This is a genomic window from Ruegeria sp. AD5 (assembly GCF_056542345.1).
Genome location: NZ_JBQFZR010000001.1, coordinates 183,933 through 208,020 on the forward strand (window position 1 = coordinate 183,933; position 24,088 = coordinate 208,020).

At 57.2% G+C, this 24,088-nt stretch carries 23 protein-coding genes; 5 read left to right on the forward strand and 18 right to left on the reverse strand.

Features of this window, described 5'->3' with window-relative positions; all coding sequences use genetic code 11:
* The first annotated feature begins 41 nt into the window (after window positions 1-41).
* Window positions 42-1,586: a Ppx/GppA family phosphatase gene (locus ACR0JG_RS00915; RefSeq protein ID WP_480567220.1), complete on the forward strand. Its 1,545-nt coding sequence runs from the start codon at window positions 42-44 to the stop codon at window positions 1,584-1,586.
* Here ACR0JG_RS00915 and ACR0JG_RS00920 read toward each other — a convergent pair whose 3' ends face one another.
* The 7 genes from ACR0JG_RS00920 to ACR0JG_RS00950 all read right to left on the reverse strand — a co-directional run bounded on the left by ACR0JG_RS00920 (window position 1,587) and on the right by ACR0JG_RS00950 (window position 7,853).
* Entirely contained in the window at window positions 1,587-1,958 is a 372-nt protein-coding gene (locus tag ACR0JG_RS00920) for a hypothetical protein (RefSeq protein ID WP_480567222.1), read from the reverse strand.
* Window positions 1,959-1,995: 37 nt separating this feature from the next.
* Window positions 1,996-2,988: an endonuclease/exonuclease/phosphatase family protein gene (locus tag ACR0JG_RS00925; RefSeq protein ID WP_480567223.1), complete on the reverse strand. Its 993-nt coding sequence runs from the start codon at window positions 2,986-2,988 to the stop codon at window positions 1,996-1,998.
* Between the two features lie 3 nt (window positions 2,989-2,991).
* The gene (locus tag ACR0JG_RS00930; RefSeq protein WP_170392133.1) at window positions 2,992-3,672 is read right to left on the reverse strand and encodes a molecular chaperone DjiA; all 681 of its coding nucleotides are present in this window, start codon (window positions 3,670-3,672) and stop codon (window positions 2,992-2,994) included.
* Between the two features lie 9 nt (window positions 3,673-3,681).
* A complete protein-coding gene (locus ACR0JG_RS00935; RefSeq protein WP_480562386.1) occupies window positions 3,682-4,206 on the reverse strand; it encodes an N-acetyltransferase family protein in 525 nt (174 codons plus the stop codon).
* A complete protein-coding gene (locus ACR0JG_RS00940; RefSeq protein WP_170732941.1) occupies window positions 4,203-4,805 on the reverse strand; it encodes a VOC family protein in 603 nt (200 codons plus the stop codon). Before ACR0JG_RS00940 ends, ACR0JG_RS00935 begins: the two co-directional genes overlap by 4 nt.
* A gap of 109 nt (window positions 4,806-4,914) precedes the next feature.
* A complete protein-coding gene (gene scpA / locus ACR0JG_RS00945; RefSeq protein ID WP_480567224.1) occupies window positions 4,915-7,041 on the reverse strand; it encodes a methylmalonyl-CoA mutase in 2,127 nt (708 codons plus the stop codon).
* Window positions 7,038-7,853 (reverse strand): hypothetical protein, encoded by an 816-nt coding sequence (locus tag ACR0JG_RS00950; protein WP_480567225.1) that lies wholly within the window; start codon window positions 7,851-7,853, stop codon window positions 7,038-7,040. Before ACR0JG_RS00950 ends, scpA begins: the two co-directional genes overlap by 4 nt.
* Window positions 7,854-8,023: 170 nt before the next feature.
* Here ACR0JG_RS00950 and ACR0JG_RS00955 point away from each other — a divergent pair, with 170 nt between their 5' ends.
* Entirely contained in the window at window positions 8,024-8,470 is a 447-nt protein-coding gene (locus ACR0JG_RS00955) for a DUF4174 domain-containing protein (protein WP_480567226.1), read from the forward strand.
* A gap of 76 nt (window positions 8,471-8,546) precedes the next feature.
* On the opposite strand, the gene ACR0JG_RS00960 is transcribed toward ACR0JG_RS00955, so the two are convergent.
* Together ACR0JG_RS00960 and ACR0JG_RS00965 are read right to left on the reverse strand one after the other, a co-directional pair.
* A complete protein-coding gene (locus ACR0JG_RS00960) occupies window positions 8,547-10,592 on the reverse strand; it encodes an ATP-binding protein (protein ID WP_480567227.1) in 2,046 nt (681 codons plus the stop codon).
* Window positions 10,593-10,709: 117 nt separating this feature from the next.
* Entirely contained in the window at window positions 10,710-10,913 is a 204-nt protein-coding gene (locus ACR0JG_RS00965; protein WP_170392147.1) for a hypothetical protein, read from the reverse strand.
* A 650-nt stretch (window positions 10,914-11,563) separates the two neighbouring features.
* Here ACR0JG_RS00965 and ACR0JG_RS00970 point away from each other — a divergent pair.
* Window positions 11,564-12,715, forward strand: a complete 1,152-nt coding sequence (locus tag ACR0JG_RS00970; RefSeq protein ID WP_223116802.1) for a DcaP family trimeric outer membrane transporter — start codon at window positions 11,564-11,566, stop codon at window positions 12,713-12,715.
* A gap of 86 nt (window positions 12,716-12,801) precedes the next feature.
* On the opposite strand, the gene ACR0JG_RS00975 is transcribed toward ACR0JG_RS00970, so the two are convergent.
* The 3 genes from ACR0JG_RS00975 to ACR0JG_RS00985 form a co-directional block, all read right to left on the reverse strand.
* On the reverse strand, window positions 12,802-13,155 hold the full coding sequence (locus ACR0JG_RS00975) for a hypothetical protein (protein ID WP_480567228.1): 354 nt from the start codon (window positions 13,153-13,155) through the stop codon (window positions 12,802-12,804).
* A gap of 136 nt (window positions 13,156-13,291) precedes the next feature.
* A complete protein-coding gene (locus tag ACR0JG_RS00980; RefSeq protein ID WP_480459624.1) occupies window positions 13,292-13,771 on the reverse strand; it encodes a DUF6497 family protein in 480 nt (159 codons plus the stop codon).
* A gap of 28 nt (window positions 13,772-13,799) precedes the next feature.
* Window positions 13,800-15,332 (reverse strand): acyl-CoA carboxylase subunit beta, encoded by a 1,533-nt coding sequence (locus ACR0JG_RS00985; RefSeq protein WP_480567230.1) that lies wholly within the window; start codon window positions 15,330-15,332, stop codon window positions 13,800-13,802.
* A 181-nt stretch (window positions 15,333-15,513) separates the two neighbouring features.
* On the opposite strand from ACR0JG_RS00985, the gene ACR0JG_RS00990 reads away from it, so the two are divergent.
* Both ACR0JG_RS00990 and ACR0JG_RS00995 read left to right on the forward strand, forming a co-directional pair.
* Window positions 15,514-16,719 carry a multidrug effflux MFS transporter gene (locus ACR0JG_RS00990; protein WP_480567232.1) on the forward strand — a complete coding sequence of 402 codons (1,206 nt, stop codon included), beginning with the start codon at window positions 15,514-15,516 and terminating at the stop codon, window positions 16,717-16,719.
* A gap of 64 nt (window positions 16,720-16,783) precedes the next feature.
* Window positions 16,784-18,184 (forward strand): helix-turn-helix domain-containing protein, encoded by a 1,401-nt coding sequence (locus tag ACR0JG_RS00995; protein ID WP_480567234.1) that lies wholly within the window; start codon window positions 16,784-16,786, stop codon window positions 18,182-18,184.
* Window positions 18,185-18,240: 56 nt separating this feature from the next.
* Here the strand turns inward: ACR0JG_RS00995 and ACR0JG_RS01000 are convergent, their stop codons facing one another.
* From ACR0JG_RS01000 to ACR0JG_RS01025, 6 genes are all read right to left on the reverse strand, one after another.
* On the reverse strand, window positions 18,241-18,480 hold the full coding sequence (locus ACR0JG_RS01000) for an HP1242/YdcH family protein (RefSeq protein ID WP_170392158.1): 240 nt from the start codon (window positions 18,478-18,480) through the stop codon (window positions 18,241-18,243).
* A gap of 133 nt (window positions 18,481-18,613) precedes the next feature.
* Window positions 18,614-20,272, reverse strand: coding sequence for a choline dehydrogenase (gene betA, locus ACR0JG_RS01005; protein WP_480567236.1), 1,659 nt, complete (start codon window positions 20,270-20,272; stop codon window positions 18,614-18,616).
* 88 nt (window positions 20,273-20,360) lie between these two features.
* Window positions 20,361-21,869: a choline-sulfatase gene (gene betC / locus ACR0JG_RS01010; protein ID WP_170401539.1), complete on the reverse strand. Its 1,509-nt coding sequence runs from the start codon at window positions 21,867-21,869 to the stop codon at window positions 20,361-20,363.
* Window positions 21,866-22,438, reverse strand: coding sequence for a choline-binding transcriptional repressor BetI (gene betI, locus ACR0JG_RS01015; RefSeq protein ID WP_170392164.1), 573 nt, complete (start codon window positions 22,436-22,438; stop codon window positions 21,866-21,868). Before betI ends, betC begins: the two co-directional genes overlap by 4 nt.
* 57 nt (window positions 22,439-22,495) lie before the next feature.
* Complete coding sequence (locus ACR0JG_RS01020; RefSeq protein ID WP_170401542.1) at window positions 22,496-23,428, reverse strand: DMT family transporter; 933 nt, start codon at window positions 23,426-23,428, stop codon at window positions 22,496-22,498.
* Window positions 23,429-23,468: 40 nt separating this feature from the next.
* Window positions 23,469-24,068, reverse strand: coding sequence for a LysE/ArgO family amino acid transporter (locus tag ACR0JG_RS01025; protein WP_170401545.1), 600 nt, complete (start codon window positions 24,066-24,068; stop codon window positions 23,469-23,471).
* Window positions 24,069-24,088: the final 20 nt, after the last annotated feature.

Here is a 24,088-nt window from a genome sequence, read left to right on the forward strand (position 1 = left end):
GGTGATCTCGCATCCTGTCGCGCAAAAGACCTGGGGACACCATGACCAAGATTGCCGAGACTGATTTCCCGGATCACGGGCTGTTCGGAAGGCCGCTGTTCGAAGATCCGGGCGCCCGTGCACTTTCCCGGGTCGGGGTTGTCGATATCGGATCGAACTCGGTCCGGATGGTGATTTTTGACGGCGCGGCGCGCTCACCGGCCTATTTCTACAATGAAAAGGTGATGTGCGAACTGGGCGCCGGCCTGTCAGAGACCGGCCGACTGAACCCTGAAGGTCGCAAACGGGCGCTGGCTGCCTTGCACAGGTTTCAGCATCTTGCCAGAGACCTCGGCCTGCCCGCCCTGCACGCGGTCGCCACCGCTGCGGTGCGCGAGGCCAGCGATGGACCGGATTTCTGCGCGCAGGCAAAAGCCGAAACCGGCCTGATCATCAACGTTGTCGATGGCGAGGAAGAAGCACGGCTCTCAGCTCAGGGCGTGCTGCTGGGTTGGCCCGGAGCTTATGGGCTGATCTGCGACATCGGTGGCTCGTCCGTCGAACTCGCTGAGATCGGAGGCGGCAAGGTCGGACGTCGCATGACTTCGCCCCTGGGGCCGCTCAAGCTGCGCGATATCAAAGGCGGTCGCCGGGCGCGTAAGGAGCATATCAAGAAGACGCTGGAAGAGATGCGCGACCGGATGGGCCCTCAACGTGATCGGCTGTTTCTGGTCGGCGGCAGTTGGCGCGCCTTCGCACGTCTGGACATGTTGCGCCGAGGCTATCCGCTGAACGTGCTGCACGAATACCGCATGACACAAAGTCAGGTACGCGAGACCATCAAGTTCATCGAACAGAATGATCCTGATGAATTGCGCGCATTGGCCGGTGTGTCGGGATCGCGTATGGCATTGATCCCCTATGCAATGGATGTGCTTTCACGCCTGATCCGCACGTTCAAACCAAAGGACATCGCGATTTCAAGCTACGGCATCCGCGAAGGATTGCTGTATGAACAGATGCCGCAACGCCTGCGCGACCGGGATCCTTTGATCGAAGCCTGCCGGTTTGCCGAAGCGAAAGACGCGCGCTTGCCCGGTTTCGGCAAACACCTGTTCGATTTTGTCATGCCCTTGTTCCGTTCGGCGCCGGAACCGATGCTGCGCCTGATCAAGGCAGCTTGTCTGCTGCACGACGTCAGTTGGCGTGCGCATCCAGATTACCGGGCCGAGGCTTGTTTCGAATATGTCACCCGCGCCAACATGAGCGGGATCAAACATTCCGAGCGGATCTTTATCGGGCTCGCTTTGCAACACCGATATCGCAACAAACGTGAAGGGAGCCGCTTTACCGAGCTTTACGAACTGCTCGACGAACGCGGTCAGGAACAGGCCGAAATCCTGGGCAAAGCACTACGGTTCGGAGCGATGCTTTGGATGCAGCACGACGCAGCCATGGGCAAGATGCGTTACTATCCCAAAAAACAAAAGCTCGAACTGCGTCTACCCAAGTCTGCGGGTCCTCTGTTCACCGAGGTTGCCGAGGCGCGCTATAACTCGCTGGCTGCCGCGCTTAAATCAGAACCCAAAGTGATCATTCGAGGATAATCAGATTTCGGTGTAACCGTCAGAGTGTTCTTCCTCTGGCCCCACCTCTTCTTGTTGATCCTTGGGCTTTTTGCGGATGATGATGTCGCCGTTTGGTAACATCTCGGGCGCTTCATATGCGCTCCAATCCTGCACCTGAGCAGCCAAATCAGCCAGCGCCGGACCCATTTCCCGCATGAAAGACTGCAAAGCCGGACCAAATTGGTCCGCAAATCCACGCAGGTCTTCGATCGTGGGCTCCATCTCTTGCCGCAAGCCTTCCAGAAACAACTCGGCACCCCGCTCCATCAGCGACTTACCTGAATCGTCCTGTGCTTGGGCAGGCAGGGCCAAGGCGGTACATACAGCGCTGATCAGCATGAGACGTAGCATAGCTTGAATATAAGTGAGCGTGCCGAGTGTTGAAAGGTCAGAGGTCGATATCCAACGTCACCGGGAAGTGGTCGGATGCGGTTAGCAAGGCATCCCTCAGCTCGGGGTTGCACCAGCAGGCGGCATCGCGAAACGGATGCCAGATGCGCCAGTTCGGGCGGTGGGCGCGCAAATCCTCGCTAATCATGATGTAGTCCAACAACGCCTCAAGATATCGTCCCTCACTAGGCCGCGCAAATCGTGCAGTTGCTGGGACGGAACCGGGGCGCAGTTCCAATGCCCTTGCTGCATGAGGATCATAGAGCCCCGCCTGCAACAATATCTCGACCGACGATCGACCGAAGAGGTGTTCGAACTCATCCAGTCCGGGTCCGTCATTGAGATCGCCCAGCAAAATCACCGGCTCTCGCTCCGTCAAATGATGTCGGACCCGTCGACCCAGCCATACCGCCTGCGCCAACTGCTTACGGCGATTGGCAATCGAAATTCGTATCATCTCATCCCGCGACGCAGCGCCATGGGGCGCTTTGGACTTCAGATGCGCCCCGATCAGTCGAAACTCCTGCCCTGAGGTTGTTTGGATCGCCAATTCCATCGGAGGCTTTGAAAACCGAACAAGATCCTCGGTCGCATCCACATCCAGGTCGATCCGGAACTCGGCATTGAAACGCGGCGCGTTCTCAGCCTCCCTTGCGTCGTGTTTGGCTGTAAGAATTTCGGGATCATAAAGCAGGGCCAATTCCTGATGTGTATCATTGGGAAATCCCATGATTGCATGACTTGTACGCAGACCGAACGCCTCGGCAAATCGCTGCAAGGCACGGACGGTATTCTGAGACTTGCCTGTGTTGGGGGCTTCGACGATCAGCATCGCATCGGCATCAATCGCCGTCAGCACCTTTGCGATCGCCTCAACCTGCCGGGCCTTGGTCACATCGTGACGCCCTGACCAGCTGTCATCGACAATCAGGCTGTCATTGCGATCAAACAGGTTGGCGAACCATTCGATATTGTAGGTCGCCAACCGCACGGATCAGACCCGAGCGCCATTGATTTCATCCCAGGCGCGGTTGATATCGATCATCTTTTTCTCGGCCAGCCGTACCGCCTCTTCCGGAACGCCGCGTGCCAACATCGCATCGGGGTGAGTTTCTCGCACCAGTTGCCGCCAAACCTTGCGAATTTCGGTCAGAGGAGCGTCGCGGGGAACGCCCAGAACCGTATAGGGGTCTTTCGGCGCATCCGGTACGAAACGCGCGCGCAGGGCCATGAACTGAGCGTCGGTCTGGCCGAAAATGCGGCTGACTTCTTCCAAAAACTCGTTTTCGTTCGGGTGGTAGAACCCGTCCGCCATGGCAATGTGAAACAGCCCTTCCATCAAATCGCACAGGGTGGTGCTATCTTCGGCGAACATGCGGGCAATCCGGCGGGCATAGTCCTGATATCCAGCGACGTCTGTCCGCGCCATGTCAAAGACCTTGGCCGCCCCATCTTCATCTTCGGGCGCGATCTGGAACACTTCACGGAAAGCCGTCACCTCATCCCGCGTCACCTGACCGTCGGCCTTGGCCATCTTGGCGCCAAGCGCCACGACAGCAATCGCAAAGGCCACCGAACGTTCTGGCGGCGTGCGCAGTTTCTCAAACACCGCAGTCAGGCTTTCGCCCTGGGCAAGCGCGTTCAGCGCGTCGGCTATTCTGGACCAGATCGACATGGGCGCACCCTAGCGTGCCTTGTCACGACTGTCAGGTGCGACAGATGACTGCGGGCCGAGTATTTTCTGCATCAGGACAAGATCCAGCCGCTGCCCCCATTTGAACCCCACTTCAGGCATGCGTCCCACCTGCTTGAAGCCAATTGCCTTATGGAAGGCGATGGCTGCGGGGTTGGCCGATGAAATGCCCGCCACCAAGACATGCACGTTATCCTCCCGCGCGATGGCTTCAAGAGCCTCCATCAACGAACGGCCAACATTCTGGCCTCTGGCTTCGGGTGCCAACTGTATCGAATGTTCGCGGCACTGCGCATATCCCGGTCCCGAGCGGAAGGTGCCATAGGTCGCAAACCCCTCGACGGCACCACTGCGCTCGGCGACCAAGAAGGCGGGACCTCTGGTTTCGATCTCTGCCACCACGCTTTCAACGCTGCGTTCATCGGTGGTGAAAGTGACCAGCGTATCACGGATAATCACGTTTGCTATCGCCGCAATCGCGGATGCATCGTGGGCTCTGGCCTGCCGGATGTTCATTCCAGCACGCGCAACCCGTGCGGTGTTTCGATTTCAGCGCGCAATGCAGCCGGGCCGCTGTCAAACGCGACATACTCCAACGCCCCCAAACCTTTGGCTAAGTCGATTGCATCCGGATGGCACACTATAAGGCGGCGTAACCGGCAGCCACTGTCCTGAAGCATTTGCGCCGGATGCAGATCACCCTGCCACTCGATAAGCGCCGGAAAGAGGTTGTCAAATGGCAGACGTCCATTTGGGGGGACTGCCATACGCCAGCGCAGCGCGCCTCGGTTCAGATCGATAGGTTGTCCGACGCCGTCGGGGAAAACGGTCAGTGACGCTTCGATATCCGGAACCCGGCAAATCCAGTTGGTCAGGCGGGGTGATCCGGTGAACCGGTCCAGATCGAACCAGCGCGTCCTTTGCGGTTTGGAGGCTTCGGGGTCGATCGCAATCGCCTCCAGATAGAGCCCATCCCGCAAGCCCAGAAGTCGATTATACGTACCGAATTTTTCGTGCTTGCCGCCGTCCTGAAGCCGCACGCCCAGCGCCTGTTCGATATGGTCAGAAGCTTCTTCAAGCGTTTCGCCCGCAACAGCCAGATGATCCAGTAACATGAAGACGCCTCCTGATGACAAACGACCAGACCATTTGGGTCTGGTCGCATGTTTTCCGCAAAGGGGCGAAATCACAAGATTTTTCGTACGAAAAATCTTGGCGCCGGCGTCAGGTTTTGGCTTCGCCGATCAAACGCAAGATGTCTTGGGCCGCTTCAGGGATGTTCGTTCCCGGACCAAAGATCGCCTTCACACCGTGATCGTAAAGGAACTGGTAATCCTGTTGCGGAATGACCCCACCGCAGATGACTATGATGTCTTCCGCCCCGGCCTTTTTCAGCTCCTCGACCAACTGGGGTGCCAATGTCTTGTGCCCTGCAGCCTGCGAAGAGATCCCGATCACATGCACATCGTTGTCCACCGCGTCCTGTGCGGCTTCTGCAGGCGTCTGAAACAGAGGGCCGACATCCACGTCAAACCCGATATCGGCAAAGGCGGTGGCAATCACCTTGGCGCCCCGGTCGTGGCCGTCCTGCCCCATCTTGACCACCAGCAGACGCGGGCGGCGGCCCTCGGCCTCGGCGAACTTTTCTATGGAATTCTGAATCGCGGCAAAACCTTCGTCACCCTCATAGGCCGCCCCATAAACACCGGCCAGGGTCTTCACTTCGGCGCGGTGACGACCGAACTCTTTCTCCATTGCCATGCTGATCTCTCCTACGGATGCGCGGGCTCGGGCGGCCTCGACGGCGGCGGCCAGCAGGTTGCCTCCCTCGCGGGCGGTTGTTGTCAGGGCGTCCAGCGCCTGTTGGCAAGCCGCCTCGTCGCGCGTTGCACGGATACGCTCCAGCCGCGCGACCTGAGCTTCACGCACGGCCACGTTATCGACGTCCAGAATATCGATCGGGTCTTCTTGCTCTTTGCGATACTTGTTGACACCAACGATGACCTCTTCGCCCCGGTCGATCATGGCCTGACGGCGCGCAGCGCTTTCCTCGATCCGCAGCTTGGGCATGCCACTGGCAACGGCCTTGGTCATACCGCCCATTTCCTCGACCTCTTCCATAAGAGCCCAGGCTTTTTCGACCAGCTCGTTGGTCAGGCTTTCGACGTAGTAAGAGCCCGCCAGCGGATCGACCACATCGGTCACGCCGGTTTCCTCTTGCAACACCAGCTGCGTGTTTCGCGCGATACGTGCCGAGAAATCGGTTGGCAGCGCGATCGCCTCGTCCAGTGCGTTGGTATGCAGTGACTGTGTGCCGCCCAGAACCGCGCTCATGGCCTCATAGGCGGTGCGGACCACGTTGTTATAGGGGTCCTGTTCCTGCAGCGACACGCCCGAGGTCTGGCAATGAGTTCGCAGCATTTTCGACCGTTCGGATTTCGCCCCAAACTCGGTCATTACCTGATGCCAAAGGGTGCGCGCGGCGCGCAGTTTCGCGATCTCCATGAAGAAATTCATGCCAATGGCGAAGAAGAACGACAGACGACCCGCGAACTTATCCACGTCCATGCCTGATTCCGTCGCAGCGCGCACATATTCGCGCCCATCGGCCAGCGTATAAGCCAGTTCCTGCACCAGGTTCGCCCCGGCCTCTTGCATGTGATAGCCCGAGATCGAGATCGAGTTGAACTTGGGCATCTCATTCGAAGTGTAATCGATGATGTCCGAGATGATCTTCATCGAAGGCTCGGGCGGGTAGATATAGGTGTTGCGCACCATGAACTCTTTCAGAATGTCGTTCTGAATGGTGCCTGAGAGCACGGCCTTGTCATGCCCCTGCTCTTCACCTGCAACGATGAAGCTGGCCAGAACCGGGATCACCGCCCCGTTCATCGTCATTGAGACCGAAACCTTGTCCAGCGGGATACCGTCGAACAGGATTTTCATATCCTCAACGCTGTCGATGGCCACACCGGCTTTGCCGACATCGCCCACCACACGGGGATGGTCACTGTCATAACCCCGGTGAGTCGCCAGATCGAAGGCGACCGAGACACCTTGCTGGCCGGCCGCCAGATTGCGGCGGTAAAATGCATTCGATTCTTCAGCCGTCGAGAAGCCTGCATATTGACGGATCGTCCAAGGGCGCCCTGCATACATTGTCGCCTTTACGCCGCGCGTAAACGGACCGAAGCCCGGAAGCGAGCCCATATGCGGCAGATCAGCCGTGTCTTCCTGAGTATAAAGCGGTTTGACGTCGATGCCTTCCAGCGTCTCTTTGGTCAGATCGCCCAAAGGTCGGCCGCGCAGCTCTTTTTCAGCCAGCACCTGCCAGTCGTTGGTGTCGGTCATGTCGATTTCCTCTGTTCAATTCTGGTTTCGGCGGGGGCGACCCCACGTGCATTGCTATCTGTCCGGCAGATCAGTTCAGCCCTCCCATCGGCGCCCGAGGCAAGCCATTCCAGATCATTGGCATAATCAGCCCAAAGCTGCATCGCCTGTTCAGCGGTCAGACCATGGGGCGCGGGTTTGGGCGCAGCATTCAACGCAAGGCCATCGCTGAATTCGGGCGCGGTGCGACCCGTCAGCGCCTGAAGCTGCGCCTGTTGATGACCCGCAAATTCCTCAAACGGCAAAACGAGCAATGGGACGCCCGGGAAGGCTTGGCTAATGTCGGTGATGACGTCTCGCCAGCTCCGCTTGCTTTGCGCGATGCGTGTCCACTTTGTGGGCTCTATTGGGGCGCTGCCACGTTTGAACTTATAGGCGGCCACGGAAGACCAATACATATCCAACGCGCGTATATTCAAAGCAATTTTGGTGACTCTTCCATCAAATGCCCTTGCCAAAAACTGCCCACGTTCCTGCATACCTGGATAGAGCGAGGCAAAGGCAATATTGCGCTCCATCGAGCCCACGAAATTCTCTTGGCTGACCAATAGCTGCGTCGCGCCGTCTTGCTGACATGCGTCCAACTCGCGGCGTAATCCATCACAGACCTCAAGCGTCAATTTATTCAAGCTGTTGAGGCCATTGGAGCGTGTTCGCTCCGGCCCCCAATACGCCAGACCTTGATCTGCAAGGAGCTGCACGTTCCGGCTCAGATAGTTCTGGAAACTGGTGCTTGCACATCGATGTGCGCCGCAATGCAGGATCACTTCCATCGGCCTACTCTCCCAACGCGAAGGCCGCGGGAACGGCGCGTTTTGTAGGCAAATTGATAAGTACGCATGGGTGGGTGCGGCGTCCACGAAGCAAATTTTTGGTGATCACACGCATTTCGTCAGTCGCATTCGCCCCAGCAGAGGCTATATTCATCACAACAGGAGGCCTCATGACACGCACGCTTGCCTTTGTTTTCTCGGCACTATTCCCGTTGGCCGCCTTGGCCGCCGACGCGACTGCCCCTGCGGATGACAGCTTTGTTCGTCCAGTAGCTGACAACGATCTAAGCGATTTTCTCTGGACGCATCGCCCGATCGTCGTTTTTGCCGATACCCCGGCAGACCCAAGATTCCAGCAACAGATTGACATGTTACTCGAAGGCGAGGACGCAATGCGGGATCGCGACGTGATTGTCTTGACCGATACTGATCCGGCGGCGCGATCATCGATCCGATCAAAACTGCGACCGCGTGGTTTCCAGATGGTGTTTGTCGACAAGGATGGTGTCGTCAAACTGCGCAAACCCAGCCCATGGAGCGTGCGTGAGATTGGCCGATCCATTGACAAGACGCCTTTGCGCGAACGCGAAATCCGCGAACGACGTGAGGGCGGCTGAGCACCTGCGACATGCCTCAAGATCCCGGCGGAAGCCGCTGGGAACCTTGAAAGATATGTCGCAGGTGCGCGCATCATCACTCGAACTCGATGATCACATCGTCAACGGCCAGACTGTCGCCGGGGCCCGCGTTGATCTTGGAGACAACGCCCTTTTTCTCGGCGCGCAGGATGTTCTCCATCTTCATCGCCTCAACGGTACAAAGTGCCTGACCTTCCTGCACCTCCTGACCTACTTCCACATCAATCTTCACGATCAAGCCCGGCATTGGGCAGAGCAGCATTTTCGATGTATCAGGCGGCAGCTTCTCGGGCATCAGGCGGGCCAGTTCGGCCTGACGCGGGGTGCGCACATGTACCTTGAGGTCAGCCCCTCGGTTTCGGATACGGAACCCGCCCGATACCTTTCCAACCTTCAAGACCAACGGGCTGCCATCCACGTCCAACACCGCAAGTTGGTCACCCGGCGTCCAGTCAGAGGACACACGCAGAGCTGACCCGTCTTTGAATTTGACAGTCGCGCCCTGTTTGTCAGCCTTAACCTTGACTCTGAAATCCTGCCCTTGCAGAGCGACATTCCAACGTTTGCCGACTTTCCGTTCATGGTTGTCCATCCGGCCTGATACGCGGGTGCGTCGGATTTCGGCAACCCGGTGCATGGCAGCGCACGAGGCTGCGATGCGACGCAGATCTTCTTCGGGAAGGTCGACGCCTTCAAACCCGTCCGGATACTCCTCGGCGATGAAAGCGGTCGTCATGTCACCACTTACAAATTTCGGGTGATCCATGACCGCTGACAGGAATGGCAAATTGTGACCGATGCCTTCGACTTCGAAACTGTCCAGCGCCACGCGCATCGCCTCAATCGCCTGTTCGCGGGTCGATGCCCAGGTACACAGCTTGGCGATCATCGGGTCGTAATACATGCTGATCTCGCCGCCCTCATAGACGCCGGTATCGTTACGCACAGCGCTATCCCCTTTAGGCGCATCACCTTGCCATTTGTCATTCACAAGCAGCGGGCCTGCTGCGACCTCCTGCGGCGGGCGATAACGGGTAAGGCGGCCAATCGAGGGTAAGAAGCCACGATACGGGTCCTCTGCATAAAGACGGTTTTCAATCGCCCAGCCTGTCAGGGTGACGTCATCCTGCGTGATCGACAGTTTTTCACCAGCGGCCACACGGATCATCTGTTCGACAAGATCGACACCAGTGATCAGTTCGGTCACCGGGTGTTCCACCTGCAGGCGGGTGTTCATTTCGAGGAAGTAGAAGTTCTTTTCGCCATCCACGATGAACTCGACCGTACCGGCGCTGGCATAGTTCACAGCCTTGGCCAACGCGACCGCCTGTTCGCCCATCGCCTTGCGGGTTTCAGGGTCAAGGAACGGCGATGGCGCCTCTTCCACAACTTTCTGGTTCCGGCGCTGGATCGAGCATTCGCGTTCCCCGAGATAGATGCCATTGCCGTGACTGTCACAGAGCACCTGAATCTCGATGTGGCGCGGCTGAGTCACAAATTTCTCGATGAAAATCCGGTCGTCGCCGAAGGAGTTCGCGGCCTCGTTCTTGGATGACTGGAAACCTTCCCGCGCCTCTTCGTCATTCCACGCAATCCGCATGCCCTTGCCACCGCCGCCAGCGCTGGCCTTGATCATCACCGGATAGCCAATGTCGTTCGAAATCTTCACTGCCTCATCGGCGTCTTCGATCAGGCCCATGTAACCGGGCACCGTCGAAACCCCGGCCTCCTGCGCGATCTTCTTCGAGGTGATCTTGTCCCCCATGCTTTCGATCGCACCGACCGGGGGGCCGACAAAGGCGACGCCTTCGGCATCCAGCGCCTCGGCGAATTTGGAGTTCTCGGACAGAAAGCCATAACCGGGATGGACCGCCTGCGCGCCGCTTTTACGGATGGCATCCATCACCTTGTCGATGACGATGTATGACTGGTTGGCGGGCGGCGGGCCGATATGCACGGCCTCATCCGCCATTGAAACATGCAGGGCGTTCTTGTCAGCATCTGAATAGATGGCAACCGTGCCAATGCCCATCTTGCGGGCGGTCTTGATGACCCGGCAGGCAATCTCGCCCCGGTTTGCGATCAGGATCTTGTTGAACATGGAACGTCCTTTGGCTTGATGTTCTGGAAACGCAAAACGCCGCCGCGGGGCGTTGACCCCGCGACGGCGTGATGCGCAATGACGGACGGGACTTTTCCAGCCCCGTTAAATTCAGCTTTAGTTACAGTTGTTCTGGGTCTTGCAGTAAAGCACGTTGCCCGCAGCCCCGACTGCCGCCCCAAGCAGCGGATCTGCACTGAGGACCGCCGCCCCCAGAGCCCCCGCACCGCCGCCAAGGATCGCCTGTTCACCGGTCGAGCCACCGCAGGCCGCCAAACCCGCGCAGGTTGCCAACGCAAGGGAAATTCGTTTGATTCGCATGGTTTCTGCCCTTCTAAATTTTTTGCAGTCTTTGAGAGCAGATGCCGATTTCGCGCCTTGTTATGCAATAACACGGACCACAAACTTGCGAATTGCGCAGGTTTTTGCCGCTTTTTGTCCAAACCTGACAAAAAGAAAACCGCGGACAGAACTCTGTGGGGAACACAAGCCTGCCCGCGGAAGGAAGGGGTACGGAATAGTAGGTGCTTGTGCGACGCAGGCAAAGTAGAGCCGCACGGCCCAATCACTGTGCACAGCACAATTCTGGCCGCCAACCAGTTATTGTTTCCATCTGAGATTCCGGCTGAAACCTGCCCATCCAGCGTGGCACCACGCAGATTTGCGCCGACGTCGTAATCGCCCGGACAGCGACGACTACGTCTGAAATCCGTCACGTTCCTGTTACAAATCGAAGACTTGTAGCGAGGCAGTGCGCGAGGCACCTCACGCAACATTACTACAAACTCACGCAAAAATCCTTCCGGTGACAGTAACTTAGATTCCGGTTTCACCGCAGCGTGAAACGTCACATGTCTACCGACACTTTTGCTTGAAAAATTGAGAGCATCTTCTCTCAACTTGGTGATTTCCCAAGAATTCAGTTGCGTGGAACGGTGCCCCTGCACACTCGCACACAAGGAACTATCCATATGATAACAAAGGGTAAAACTGCTAGCCTGCTTGCTGCCAGCGCGCTTTCCGTGACCGGTATGCAAGCCTTGGCGCAAGATGCACAAACTCAGGCTGAACTGGATGCACTGCGCGCCCGGGTCGAAGCGCTGGAATCCTCCAATCCCGGGTCTGGCACTGGGGATCTGCAGATCGGCAACACCACTCTGGACGTCTACGGTTATGTCAAAGCCGACTTCTTCTATGACTTCGAATACGATCAGGGCGACACCGCATTCGTAAACGTGATTGGTGAACCCTCGGCCGAGACAGATGGTACGTTTGGCGCCACAGTCCGTCAGTCTCGTATCGGCCTGCGCACCAGCACGCCTTCGGGAATCGGTGACATTCAGGGCCAGATCGAAGTCGATGCCTTCGGCTCGGACGGAACCGCCGAATTCCGAATTCGTCATGCCAATATCCGAATTGGGGAACAATGGCTGATCGGACAATACTGGACCAATTTCCAACCTCTGGACACCTACCCGACCTCGGTGGAATTTAACGGGCCGGTCGGGATCGCTTTCGCGCGCGTTCCGCAGGTGCGCTACACCAACAATATCGGATCGAATACCACCTTCGCCGTTTCCGTTGAAGAAAACGTCGGCGGCTCGGATTCGGATGATCCCGTGCTGACTGGTTCGGTCGAATACAACGATGGCAAATACATCGCTCGTGCCTCGGCGCTCTACGGCAAGGCGCAATCCGGCGACGTCGAGGTCGATCAGACCGGTTTCTCTTTGTCGGGCTCGATCCGACCGTGGGAAGGAGGGTTGTTTCAGGTCAACTATGTCAACGGCGAGGCACTTGGCCCCTACCTGATCGGCTTGGGCGATGCAATCGTCGGGGGTCAGGCCAACGATGTTGATGGCTACACCATCGAATTCCGTCAGGACCTGAGTTCCAAATGGAACGTCGGCATCGCCTATGGCAAGGAAGACTACGACCTGCCTACATCGACCGGTACTTTGTCGTTCACCGAGCTTGAGACGATCCACGTCAATGCCTTTTACAAGGCGACAGACAACCTGACGCTCAGCGCCGAATACATCTATGGAGAGCGGAACGACACAATTTCCGGCGACACATTCGACGGCAATCGTGTCCAGTTGGCCGCGCAACTCAACTTCTGATGAAAACAGCCTACCCTGCCCATTAGCGGGCAGGGTTCCAGTGTCACTGATCATCTGAGTGTTATGTGCGGCAGCCCCGGTCACAATCAGCGCGCTCCGTCGAACACGTCAGGGAAAGATAGGCGCGCGGCGTCCAGATTGATCACCAGCAGAGCATCATAGCTTGCAGGATCAAACGGGTCTTCGGCGGCGACAACCTCACGCCCGAACAGCCAACTTAGACGGCCCGCGTCCAGATTGCCCCGCTCAAAGGGTTGATCACCAAAATGCGCCCATAACGCCTCGATAAACGCGACATCTGCGCGCTTGTCGGCGGGTTTGCGATCGCGAAAGCGTTCTCGCTGGGTCAGCGGCGTAACGCCCTTGGGATTGGCCCGCCGAATGGTGAACTGGAAGTCTGTTCCGGGCAAACGTCCGGGGAAACCGCGATGTTTCAGCATTGCGAAACCTCAACGGACAAGTTCCAGATATGGCAGGCCATCGGACATGCCTGCGGGATTGAAGTGATCATGCGAACCTCCAGAGCTGCATCACTGTATCGGGACACTCTGAGACCGTGACATTGTTGGTTCATGGTCAGAGCCCCTCCCAGATACACCGGGATTGATCCAGCCGGTAGGCTTCGAAGAACTGCGTTGCGTCAGGTTCGGAGGTGCCGAACGCTACCGGTCTGTCCGAAAACGAAATCACAATCCGGGCAGGCTGCAATTCGTGCTGGGCCACATAAGGCACCGCCAGTGTTTCACACAAATGCTCCATGTCGACTACGGCGACATCATATGTGATACGACCTGCAGTCGATCCGATCTTGGGTGCAATGAACCGAAACCGCACCCAAAGCTCACCCGGATTGGTGTCCAGAAGCACATCGCTAAGCTCGACCGGTTGACCCGATGGCACGGGCAGCAGGTTTGAGGCCAGCGCCGAACCTACTCCGACCAGCAACGTAAAAACCCCGGCGCATCCCCGGATCCGCCAGCGGCGGTTTCCTTCCTCCGAGGGAGCGTGCAGAGCTGTTGCAACCTGCGCGGTCTTATGTCCGGTCAATCGGGGCATTTACGGCTCGGGCCTCCTCGGCGGGCATTTACAGCGGGATATTGTCGTGCTTTTTCCAAGGGTTCTTCAGTTGCTTGCCGCGCAGGCTCGCAAATGCACGTGATACACGGCGGCGGGTCGATTGTGGCATGATCACCTCGTCGATAAAGCCGCGCTCGGCCGCGACGAAGGGATTTGCGAACCGGTCCTCGTAGTCCTGAGTGTGTTTCGCAATCTTGTCGGCGTCGCCCAGATCGGCGCGGTGGATGATTTCGGTCGCGCCCTTTGCGCCCATCACCGCGATCTCAGCCGTGGGCCACGCATAGTTGAAGTCGCCGCGCAGGTGTTTGGAGGCCATAACATCATACGCGCCACCGTAGGCCTTACGCGTGATTACGGTGACCTTTGGCACGGTCGCTTCGCCATAAGCAAATAGCAGTTTCGCGCCGTGCTTGATCACGCCGCCATACTCCTGCGAAGTGCCCGGCAGAAAGCCCGGAACATCAACAAGCGTCAGGATCGGGATTTCAAAGCAATCACAGAACCGCACGAACCGGGCCGCTTTTCGGGAACTATCGATGTCCAAACATCCTGCCAATACCATGGGTTGGTTGGCCACGACGCCCACAGTCTGCCCTTCAAGCCGGATAAAACCGGTGATGATGTTCTTAGCGTAGTTTTCCTGAATCTCGTAAAAATCACCCTCATCCGCCACTTTGGTGATCAGTTCCTTCATGTCGTACGGCGTGTTCGGATTGTCCGGGATCAGCGTATCCAGCGATGTCTCGACCCGGTCAGGGCTGTCAAAAAACGGACGAACCGGCGGTTTCTCGCGATTGTTGAGCGGAAGGAAGTCGACAAGACGGCGCACCTCGGCCAGCGCCTCCACATCGTTTTCAAACGCGCCATCAGCGACCGACGACTTTTTGGTGTGGGTCGAAGCCCCTCCCAGTTCCTCCGCCGTCACGACCTCATTGGTGACGGTCTTCACAACGTCTGGGCCGGTCACGAACATGTACGAGGTGTCTTTGACCATGAAGATGAAGTCGGTCATTGCAGGACTGTAAACCGCACCACCTGCACACGGCCCCATTATCACGCTGATCTGTGGCACGACGCCTGAGGCCATGATGTTACGCTGGAACACCTCAGCATATCCGGCCAATGAAGCGACGCCCTCCTGAATCCGCGCCCCGCCTGAATCGTTGATCCCGATCACCGGCGCACCGTTTTGAACTGCCATATCCATTATCTTGCAAATCTTCTGCGCATGGGTTTCGGACAGCGATCCACCGAACACGGTGAAATCCTGACTGAAGACATAGACCATGCGGCCATTGATCGTACCCCAGCCGGTCACGACCCCATCACCCGCAGGCTTTTGTTTTTCCATTCCGAAATCGGTGCAACGGTGGCTGACAAACATGTCAAACTCTTCAAAGCTGCCTTCGTCTACCAGCAACTCGATCCGTTCGCGTGCCGTTAGCTTTCCGCGGGCATGTTGTGCGTCGATGCGTTTTTGCCCACCGCCCAATCGCGCGTTGTTGCGACGGCCTTCGAGCTCGGAAAGGATGTCTTTCATGTCGATAGTCTCCCAAGAGAATTTGCGCGACCATAACGAGTGGGGTACAGCGGCTAAAGAAGTTTTCGGCAAATTTGCAAATTTTTGGCAATGCTATTTTAGATAACTGCAAATCTGTTAATTAACACAACAAGTCAAACTGCCGATGGCATTTCGCGCCATCAGGGTCTAAAGGTAAACCATGCAGTTCAGTTCGCCTTCTGTCAGCCGCACACCCCCCACGCTTGCAACACTTGTTTTGTTGTCGGGACTATCAGCGCTGAGCATGAATCTGTACCTGCCCAGCCTTCCCTTTATGGCGACCTATTTTCAGACTGACTACAAGGTGATGCAGCTTTCGATCGCCCTGTATCTTCTGGTGAATGCGGCCCTGCAAATCCTGATCGGACCCATAGCCGACAAAGCCGGGCGTCGGCCTGTACTGTTGTGGGGACTCGCCCTGTTTCTGCTTGCAACACTGGGGTGTATTTACGCCTCAAATGTCGAGATGTTTCTGGCCTTCAGAATGTGTCAGGCGGTCATTGTCGTTGGTATTGTCCTTAGCCGTGCGGCTGTGCGGGATATGTACGAACAGGACCAGGCGGCCTCGATGCTTGGCTATGTCACCATGGGGATGGCGGTCGTTCCGATGATTGGTCCTGCGGTCGGCGGGCTTCTTGAAGAATCCTTTGGCTGGAAAGCCAATTTCTGGCTACCGTTTGCCCTTGCGGCGCTAGCGTTGGTGCTGACCTACCAAGATTTTGGCGAAACCGCTGCCGCAAGTGGCAAAACGCTGATGCAGCAATTTCGCGAATACCCAGAGCTGCTGACTTCGCCGCGTTTCTGGGGCTATTCCCTGTCCTCGGCTTTCTCTTCGGGCGCGTTCTTTGCCTATCTCGGGGGCGCACCCTTTATCGGGACCGAGGTGTTTGGCATGACTGCTGCCGAGGTCGGCATCTATTTCGGCGCGCCCGCGATTGGTTATTTCTTTGGCAACTTCATCAGCGGCCGGTTCTCGGTTCGCTTCGGCGTCAACCGTATGGTCCGCTGGGGGTGCTGGTTGAATGCCATCGGCGTGGCCTTGTCGGCCCTACTGTTTCTGGTGGACCTCGGAACGGCGCTCAGCTTCTTTGGCCTGATGACCTTTGTCGGTTTGGGCAACGGCATGGCGATCCCGAATGCAACCGCCGGTTCGCTTTCGGTCCGCCCACATCTGGCGGCCACAGCCTCGGGTCTGAGCGGTGCAATCATGTTGGGAGGCGGCGCGGCACTCAGCGCTCTGGCAGGCGCATTGCTGACGCATGAAACTGGCGCGATGCCACTGCTGTGGCTGATGCTGGCAACCGCCGCGCTGGCAATCTGCGCGATCAGCGTTGTTATTTGGCGCGAACGGCAATTGGGCCTGTAGGCGGCTTGCGCGACCGGGTTTGCAAAGTTAGCCTGCAGAGTCAGTAAAGCTGCAAAGAACCGCCATGGCCACTCAGAAACTATACGCTGGCGCCAAGCTGCGCGAGATGCGCACACGCCTGACCCTCACGCAGAAGGATTTCGCCGCAAAACTGGGCGTTTCACTGCCCTATCTGAATCAGATGGAGAACAATAACCGCCCGATCTCGACGACGGTTGTTCTGGCACTGGCGCAAGAGTTTGGTATGGATGTGACCGAACTCAGCACAGGGGATAGCGAACGATTGGTTTCGGACATGCGCGAAGCACTGGCCGATCCGGTGTTTGCCGAAACAGTACCCCCTCTGGCTGATCTCAGGCTCACCGCTTCAAATGCGCCCGCGCTTGCACGCGCGTTCATCGAGTTACACCGCGCCTATCGTCAGACCCATGAACGCCTCGCCTCGCTCGACGAGGCATTGGGCCGCGAGGATGCCCGTATTCAGGCCAGCCCATGGGAAGAGGTGCGCGATTTCTTTCACTACTGCGACAATTATATTGACGCCGTTGACCGCGCCGCCGAACGCTTCGCCAGCCGTGCCGATGAAACCAGCGATATTCGGCAAGTCGCCCTGAACAGCCTGTCAGAACGCGGCATTCACGTCACTTTCGCCGACACAGAAACCTTACGCAGCTACTATGCTGGTGACAAAACCCTGCGCCTTTCCTCGCGCGCCGCACCACAAACGCAGGTCTTCCAACTGCTGCTGCAGGTGGCGTTGATCAGTCAGGATAAGCTGCTTGAAGCAACGCTGGATTTCGCCCGTTTCCAAAGCGATGAGGCCCGCGCCATCGCCAAAATTGGCCTCGCCAACTATTTTGCCGGGGCTTCGCTGATGCCTTACGGCGCTTTCCTGTCCGCAGCGCAAGACTATCGGCATGATTTGGAGCTGCTCAGCAACCGGTTCGGGGCATCGATTGAACAGGTGGCGCACCGCCTGTCCACGCTACAGCGCCCCGGCGCAAAGGGGATTCCGTTCTTTTTTGTCCGTGTCGATCAGGCCGGAACGATCACCAAACGCCATTCAGCTACGCGCTTGCAATTTGCCCGTTTCGGCGGTGCCTGCCCACTCTGGAATGTCCACCGGGCATTCGAGACCCCGGGTCATTTCCTGCAACAGCTAGCCGAGACACCGGATGGCGTCCGCTATATCTCATTGGCTCGTGATGTTTCAAAATCCGGAGGCTCGTTCGGTGCTCCTGTCCGCCGCTATGCCATCGCCTTGGGATGTGAGGTTCGTCATGCCGAAGCATTGGTCTACGCCGATAATCTCGACATAAACAACGCGAGCGCTTACGAGCCCATCGGCATATCCTGCCGCATCTGCGAGCGCCAGACCTGCCACCAAAGATCGGTCCCACCGTTAGAGCGCCGCCTGACCATCGACGCCCATAGCCGCGGCACCCTGCCTTATGAGGTCACCTGATCTTCATCTGGCCATATATATCCTGCGAGTCCGGGGGCAGAGCCCCCGCCTAATCCTTAGCTTTTTGACAAGATCGCCCAGATCTCGTCCTTGAGCGCCGCGCGTTTCTTGCGCAAATCAACCTCGGCCAATTCCTCCATCGGCTCAACATTGGTTTCAGCCCGATGCACGGTGCGGTTGACCTCATGATACTCATCCGCAAGTCGGGCAAAATGCGCATCCGTTTGCTTGAGCTGGCTCATCACTTCGAGCTTGTCGGGGAACTCTTCAGCCAGTTCATGCGGGGTATGAGACATCCAGTTGGCTCCTTGTTTCAGCGTTACATCCCAAGGCTAAACATGACTGTCGCACTCCGCTTTGACGCCGATCAAATTCTGAGCGCAATCAACCAGCTTTCAGGATAAATGCACACCGTGGGTTTTGGATGTGTCAGCGCTGTGCCGTTGCCCATCTCGGACTTATCCAGGGCTGGTCGTTCGCTTTGGGCAGAGGGTCTTTCTGCAGCAAATGGTCCGACATCTTTTCACCCACCATGATCGACGGCGCGTTCAGATTGCCATTGGTGATTTGCGGGAAAATCGAGCTATCGGCGACGCGCAATCCATCCACCCCAATCACACGCCCCTGCGGGTCGACAACGGCATCCTTGTCATCCGCACGTCCCATGCGGCAAGTCCCGCAAGGGTGATAGGCGCTTTCGGCATGCTCGGCGATAAAGGCATCTAGCTCATCGTCCGACTGAACCTCCGCCCCCGGTTGGATCTCTTTACCGGCAAAGGGTTTGAACGCCTGCTGTCCAAAGATCTCTCGGGTCAAGCGAATGCAGGTTCTGAAGTCTTCCCAATCCGCGTCATGGCTCATGTAGTTGAAGCGGATCACCGGCGCGTCTTCGGCTTTGGCGGATCGCAGAGTCACAGCGCCGCGCGAGGGCGACCGCATTGGCCCCACATGCGCCTGGAATCCGTGCCCTTCGGCTGCCGCCTGCCCATCATAGCGAACCGCCATCGGCAGAAAATGATATTGTATGTCAGGATATTCCACACCCGGTTTCGAACGCACAAAGGCGGCGCTTTCAAACTGGTTCGATGCGCCAAGGCCTGTTTTGGTAAACAGCCATTGCGCTCCGATCATCCCCTTACTGATCAGGTTCCAATGCTTGTAAAGCGTGATCGGCTGGATCGAGGCCTGCTGAATATAAAGCTCTAGGTGATCCTGCAGATTGGCGCCGACGCCAGTGCGGTCGGCGACCACTTTGATACCGTGCTCGGCCAGGTGCGCCGCAGGTCCAACCCCCGAAAGCATCAGCAGTTTAGGCGAATTGATCGACGAAGCTGCCAACACAACCTCACGCCGTGCCGTGATCACTTCCCGTTTGCCACCCCGGATCAATTCGACCCCGGATGCGCGCCCGGATTCAATAATCACGCGCGCCGCAAGACCCCGGATGATTTCGCAGTTTTGCCGCTTGAGCGCTGGCCTAAGGTACGCATTCGCCGCCGACCAGCGCCGTCCTTTCCAGACGGTCTGCTCCATCGGCCCAAAACCTTCTTGTTTCTCACCGTTGTAGTCGCCAGTGACCTCATATCCAGCCTGCTGACCTGCATCGACGAACGCCTTAAACAGCGGATTTTCACGAGGCCCTCGCGACACGTGCAGAGGTCCATCCGTGCCTCTCCAGGTGTGATCACCGCCATGACCACCATCATGCCAGGTTTCCATGCGTTTGTAGTACGGCAGCACATCTGCGTAAGACCATCCATCTGCGCCCATCTCGGCCCAGGTGTCAAAATCTCGCGCGTGACCGCGCACATAGACCATGCCATTGATCGAAGAAGACCCTCCGATCACCTTGCCCCGAGGGCAAGCAAGTTGACGATTGTTCAGATGTGGTTCGGGTTCGGATTTGTAGCCCCAGTCATATCGCGACATATTCATCGGATAGCTTAGGGCGGCAGGCATTTGGATGAAGGGTCCGGCGTCTGTGCCGCCATGCTCGATCACCAGAACCGAGGCTCCGGCCTCACTCAGACGGTAAGCCATCGCGCAACCAGCAGAACCGGCGCCAACAATGACAAAATCTGCTTCCATATTCGTGTCTCCGTTCACCTTCGGGGCAAGATTTTTCGACGAAAAATCTCTGCACTTCCGACGGGTGCAATTTCAAAAATGTAAAGGATTACTCGCCACGCGGATAACGCTGGCTATCCTCGACATCGTTCAGGTCCATATGATTGCGCATGTACCGTTCAGACGCTTTCTGAAGAGGCTGATAATCCCAAGGATAATAGCCACCCTGCCGCAGTGCCTCATAAACCACCCAGCGCCGGGCTTGGCTGGCCCTCACATCGGCGTCAAAGCGATCCAAATCCCATCGCGCCTCGGATTTAGCACGCAGTGTTTGCAAGGTGCCTGCATGTTCGGGCAGGCCAGCGAGATTTTCCATCTCATGCGGATCAGCCTCGAGATCGAACAGTTGATCGGGGTCCAATGTACAGCGATTGTATTTCCACTTGCCATAACGCAAAGAAACTAAAGGAGCGTATGAGGCCTCGGCGGCATATTCCATTGCAACCGGCGCGGTTCGGTCTGTGCCCTTTGCCAAAGGCACAAGATCCTCACCATCCGTCCAAGGTGAGATTTCAGCCATATCGACGCCCGCCAACGTACCAAGCGTCGGTGTCACGTCGATCGTCGAAACTGGTGTATCGATGCGACCAACTGGAAGATCGGGGGCCGAAATCATGAGCGGCACGCGGGAAGAGCCTTCGAAGAAAGTCATCTTGAACCACAACCCGCGCTCACCCAGCATGTCGCCGTGGTCGGACACGAACAGTATGATCGCCTCTTGACGCGTCGTTTCCAGAACCTCCAGTATCTCACCGATCTTGTCATCCAGATATGAGATATTGGCGAAATAGGCGCGACGGGATTTGCGAATATCCTCGGTCGTTATGTCGAAGCTGCGCCAGTCATTGGCATCGAAAATACGTTTGGAATGCGGGTCCTGATTGTCATATCCCAGATCCGCGATCTGTGGCTCAAGATGCTCACAATCTTTATACAGATCCCAGTACTTGCGTCGCGCCACGTAAGGATCGTGTGGGTGCGTGAAGCTGACGGTCACACACCAGGGGCGATCATCCTTGCCGCGTGCAAGGTCATATAGCTTGGCCTTGGCGTTATATGCGACCTCGTCATCATATTCCATCTGGTTGGAAATCTCGGCAATGCCTGCCCCAGTGACCGAGCCCATATTGTGATACCACCAGTCGATGCGCTCACCGGGTTTACGATAATCCGGCGTCCAACCGAAATCTGCCGGGTAGATATCAGTAGTCAGACGATCTTCGAACCCGTGCAACTGGTCTGGGCCAACAAAGTGCATCTTGCCGGACAAGCAGGTGTAATATCCTGCACGACGAAGGTGGTGGGCATAGGTCGGGATATCGCTGCTGAACTCGGCGGCGTTGTCATAGACGCCAGTGCGCGATGGCAGTTGACCCGACATAAAGCTCGCACGTCCCGGAGCACAGAGCGGCGAAGCAGTGTATGCATTTGCGAAACGCGTTGATCTTGCCGCCAGCTTCTTCAGGTTCGGCGCATGCAACCATTCTGCAGGACCGTCGGGGAAGAGGGTCCCGTTGAGCTGATCCACCATCAGGATCAGAATATTCGGCTTTGTCATTTTTCGGCCTCTAGGAAAACTCTCAGTACCCGCAGCGCATGGGTGACTGCCCGCTGCGGCTCTTGTGGGGAATTCAGTGCAGAGTGGATGTACAACCCATCGATCAGCGCGATCATACCTTCGGCAGCCTCGCTCGGGTCACTCATATGTGGACGCAACGCATGGATCAGGTTCGAGCGGATGCGCGCCTGATAGATTTGCCAGAGCCTCAGCGCATCATCGTTGGTTTGCGCCAAAACATAAAAAGTCATCCAAGCTGCGATAACATCCGGTGTGAAACATGATGGCGCGAAACAGGCACGAATGATGGCCTGTGCGCGCTCTTCCGGATCTGCCGTGCTGAGTTGTGCGCGCGCTTCAGATCCAAAATCCGTCAGGATACGCCGCATCGCGGCTAGGAATATCTGTTCTTTGCCCCCAAAGTAATGATGCGCCAATGCACTGGACATCCCTGCGCGTTTGGCGATCTGGCTAACGGTGACATCAAGGGATTTTTGCGCGCCAAGCTCGGCGATCGTCGCCTTGACGATCGCGTCCCGCCGGATCGGCTCCATTCCGAGTTTTGGCATCTTCGCCTCTTCGCCATACCTGAGTGCAAGGAAGGCTAAGCGGTTTTTATTGACTCGTCAATCAATAACGGTTCTTGGTTTCGCCGGTGGGGTCTCAGAACCTTGCGGCGGTGTGCCGCCACGGCTCAGCACGGCTTCACGCCAGGTGATGAAGCTGACGGCAGCCAGGATCAGAGTGCCTCCTGCAATTACCCAAATGTCGATGCGTTCATGGAAGGCCAAAGCGCCGAGCAAAGTGGCCCAGATCAGCTGCAGGAACGTCACTGGCTGGGTCACTGCCACCGGGGCAGCCTGCAATGCAAGCGTCATGAAATAGTGCCCCGCAGTCGCAAAGCTGGCGACGATGAAAAGTATACCAAGATCGCGCAGGCTGGGCGGCTCCCAAACCGCGACGGCGAAAGGGATAAGCGCGATTGTGACCCATATCGAAAGATGGGCAACAACGGCTGAGGGACGGATATCACGGACCATGACTTTGGCCAGCAGATAGGAACCACCAAGCGCTAGTGCAGCCCCTAGCATCGCTATGTGGCCGGGCAAAATTTCGCGAAAGCCCGGGCGCAGGATGATCACTACTCCAATCACAGCAACACCAATCGCGGCGATACGACGAAAAGCTAGCTTTTCACCCAAGAACACTGCCGCACCCACCGTGACGTAGATAGGTGTCATGTAATTCATCGCGGTCACCTCGGCGAGGGGGATGCGCGTCATCGCAAAAAACCAAAGCATGACGGCGATGGCGTGGACCATTCCGCGTAGTCCAAACAGCGTTAGATTGCGCGGGGTCAATGGAGTTCCGAGGATCGCCCGGATTGCGGGCAAAAGAAACACCAGACCCAGGACATAGCGCAAGAATGCCGCTTGAATGGGGTTCATGCTGGTTCCCAGCACCTTCACCAGCGCATTCATGCCCACAAAGGACAGCCCGGCCGCAAGCATCCAAAACATGCCAACAAGCGGGCGGTGCTGATCATTAGGTGAGGTCATACAAACGGTTGAACACCGAATTCTGATCCGGGACAACCCTTCACATGATAACAAGTTTCAATGCGATCATAAGCATCGCGATTCCGATGATAAAATCAAGAATCTGCCATGCGCGCGGGCGTGCAAAAATCGGTGAAAGCACTCTGGCACCGTAGCCGAGCGAAAAGAAGAAAACGAAACTCGAAGTCATCGCCCCTATCGCAAACCCCATGCGATCTGAATATTGGGCCGATATCGACCCGATCAATACGACCGTATCCAGATATACATGGGGGTTGAGCCAAGTGAAGGCCAGCACAGTTAGCATGGCCGCACGCAGGCTGGTGCGCTGCCCTGTTGCGGTATCCATCACCGCCCCTCCCTGCCAGGCAGACCAAAAACTTCGTAGGGCGTACCAAATCAGAAACACCGCCCCACCATAGCGCATCACCGTTTCAAACCACGGCGCGGCCTGAGCCAGGGTGCCGAACCCTGCAACACCCGCCCCGATCAGTATCGCGTCAGACACTGCGCAGGTCAGACACAGTGCAAAGACGTGCTCGCGCCGCAGGCCTTGGCGCAGAACAAAGGCGTTCTGAGCGCCTATCGCCAATATAAGGCTAAAACTCAGGGCAAACCCGGCAATCATTGATGGGAACATGCAGCCTCCTGTCGATGCTC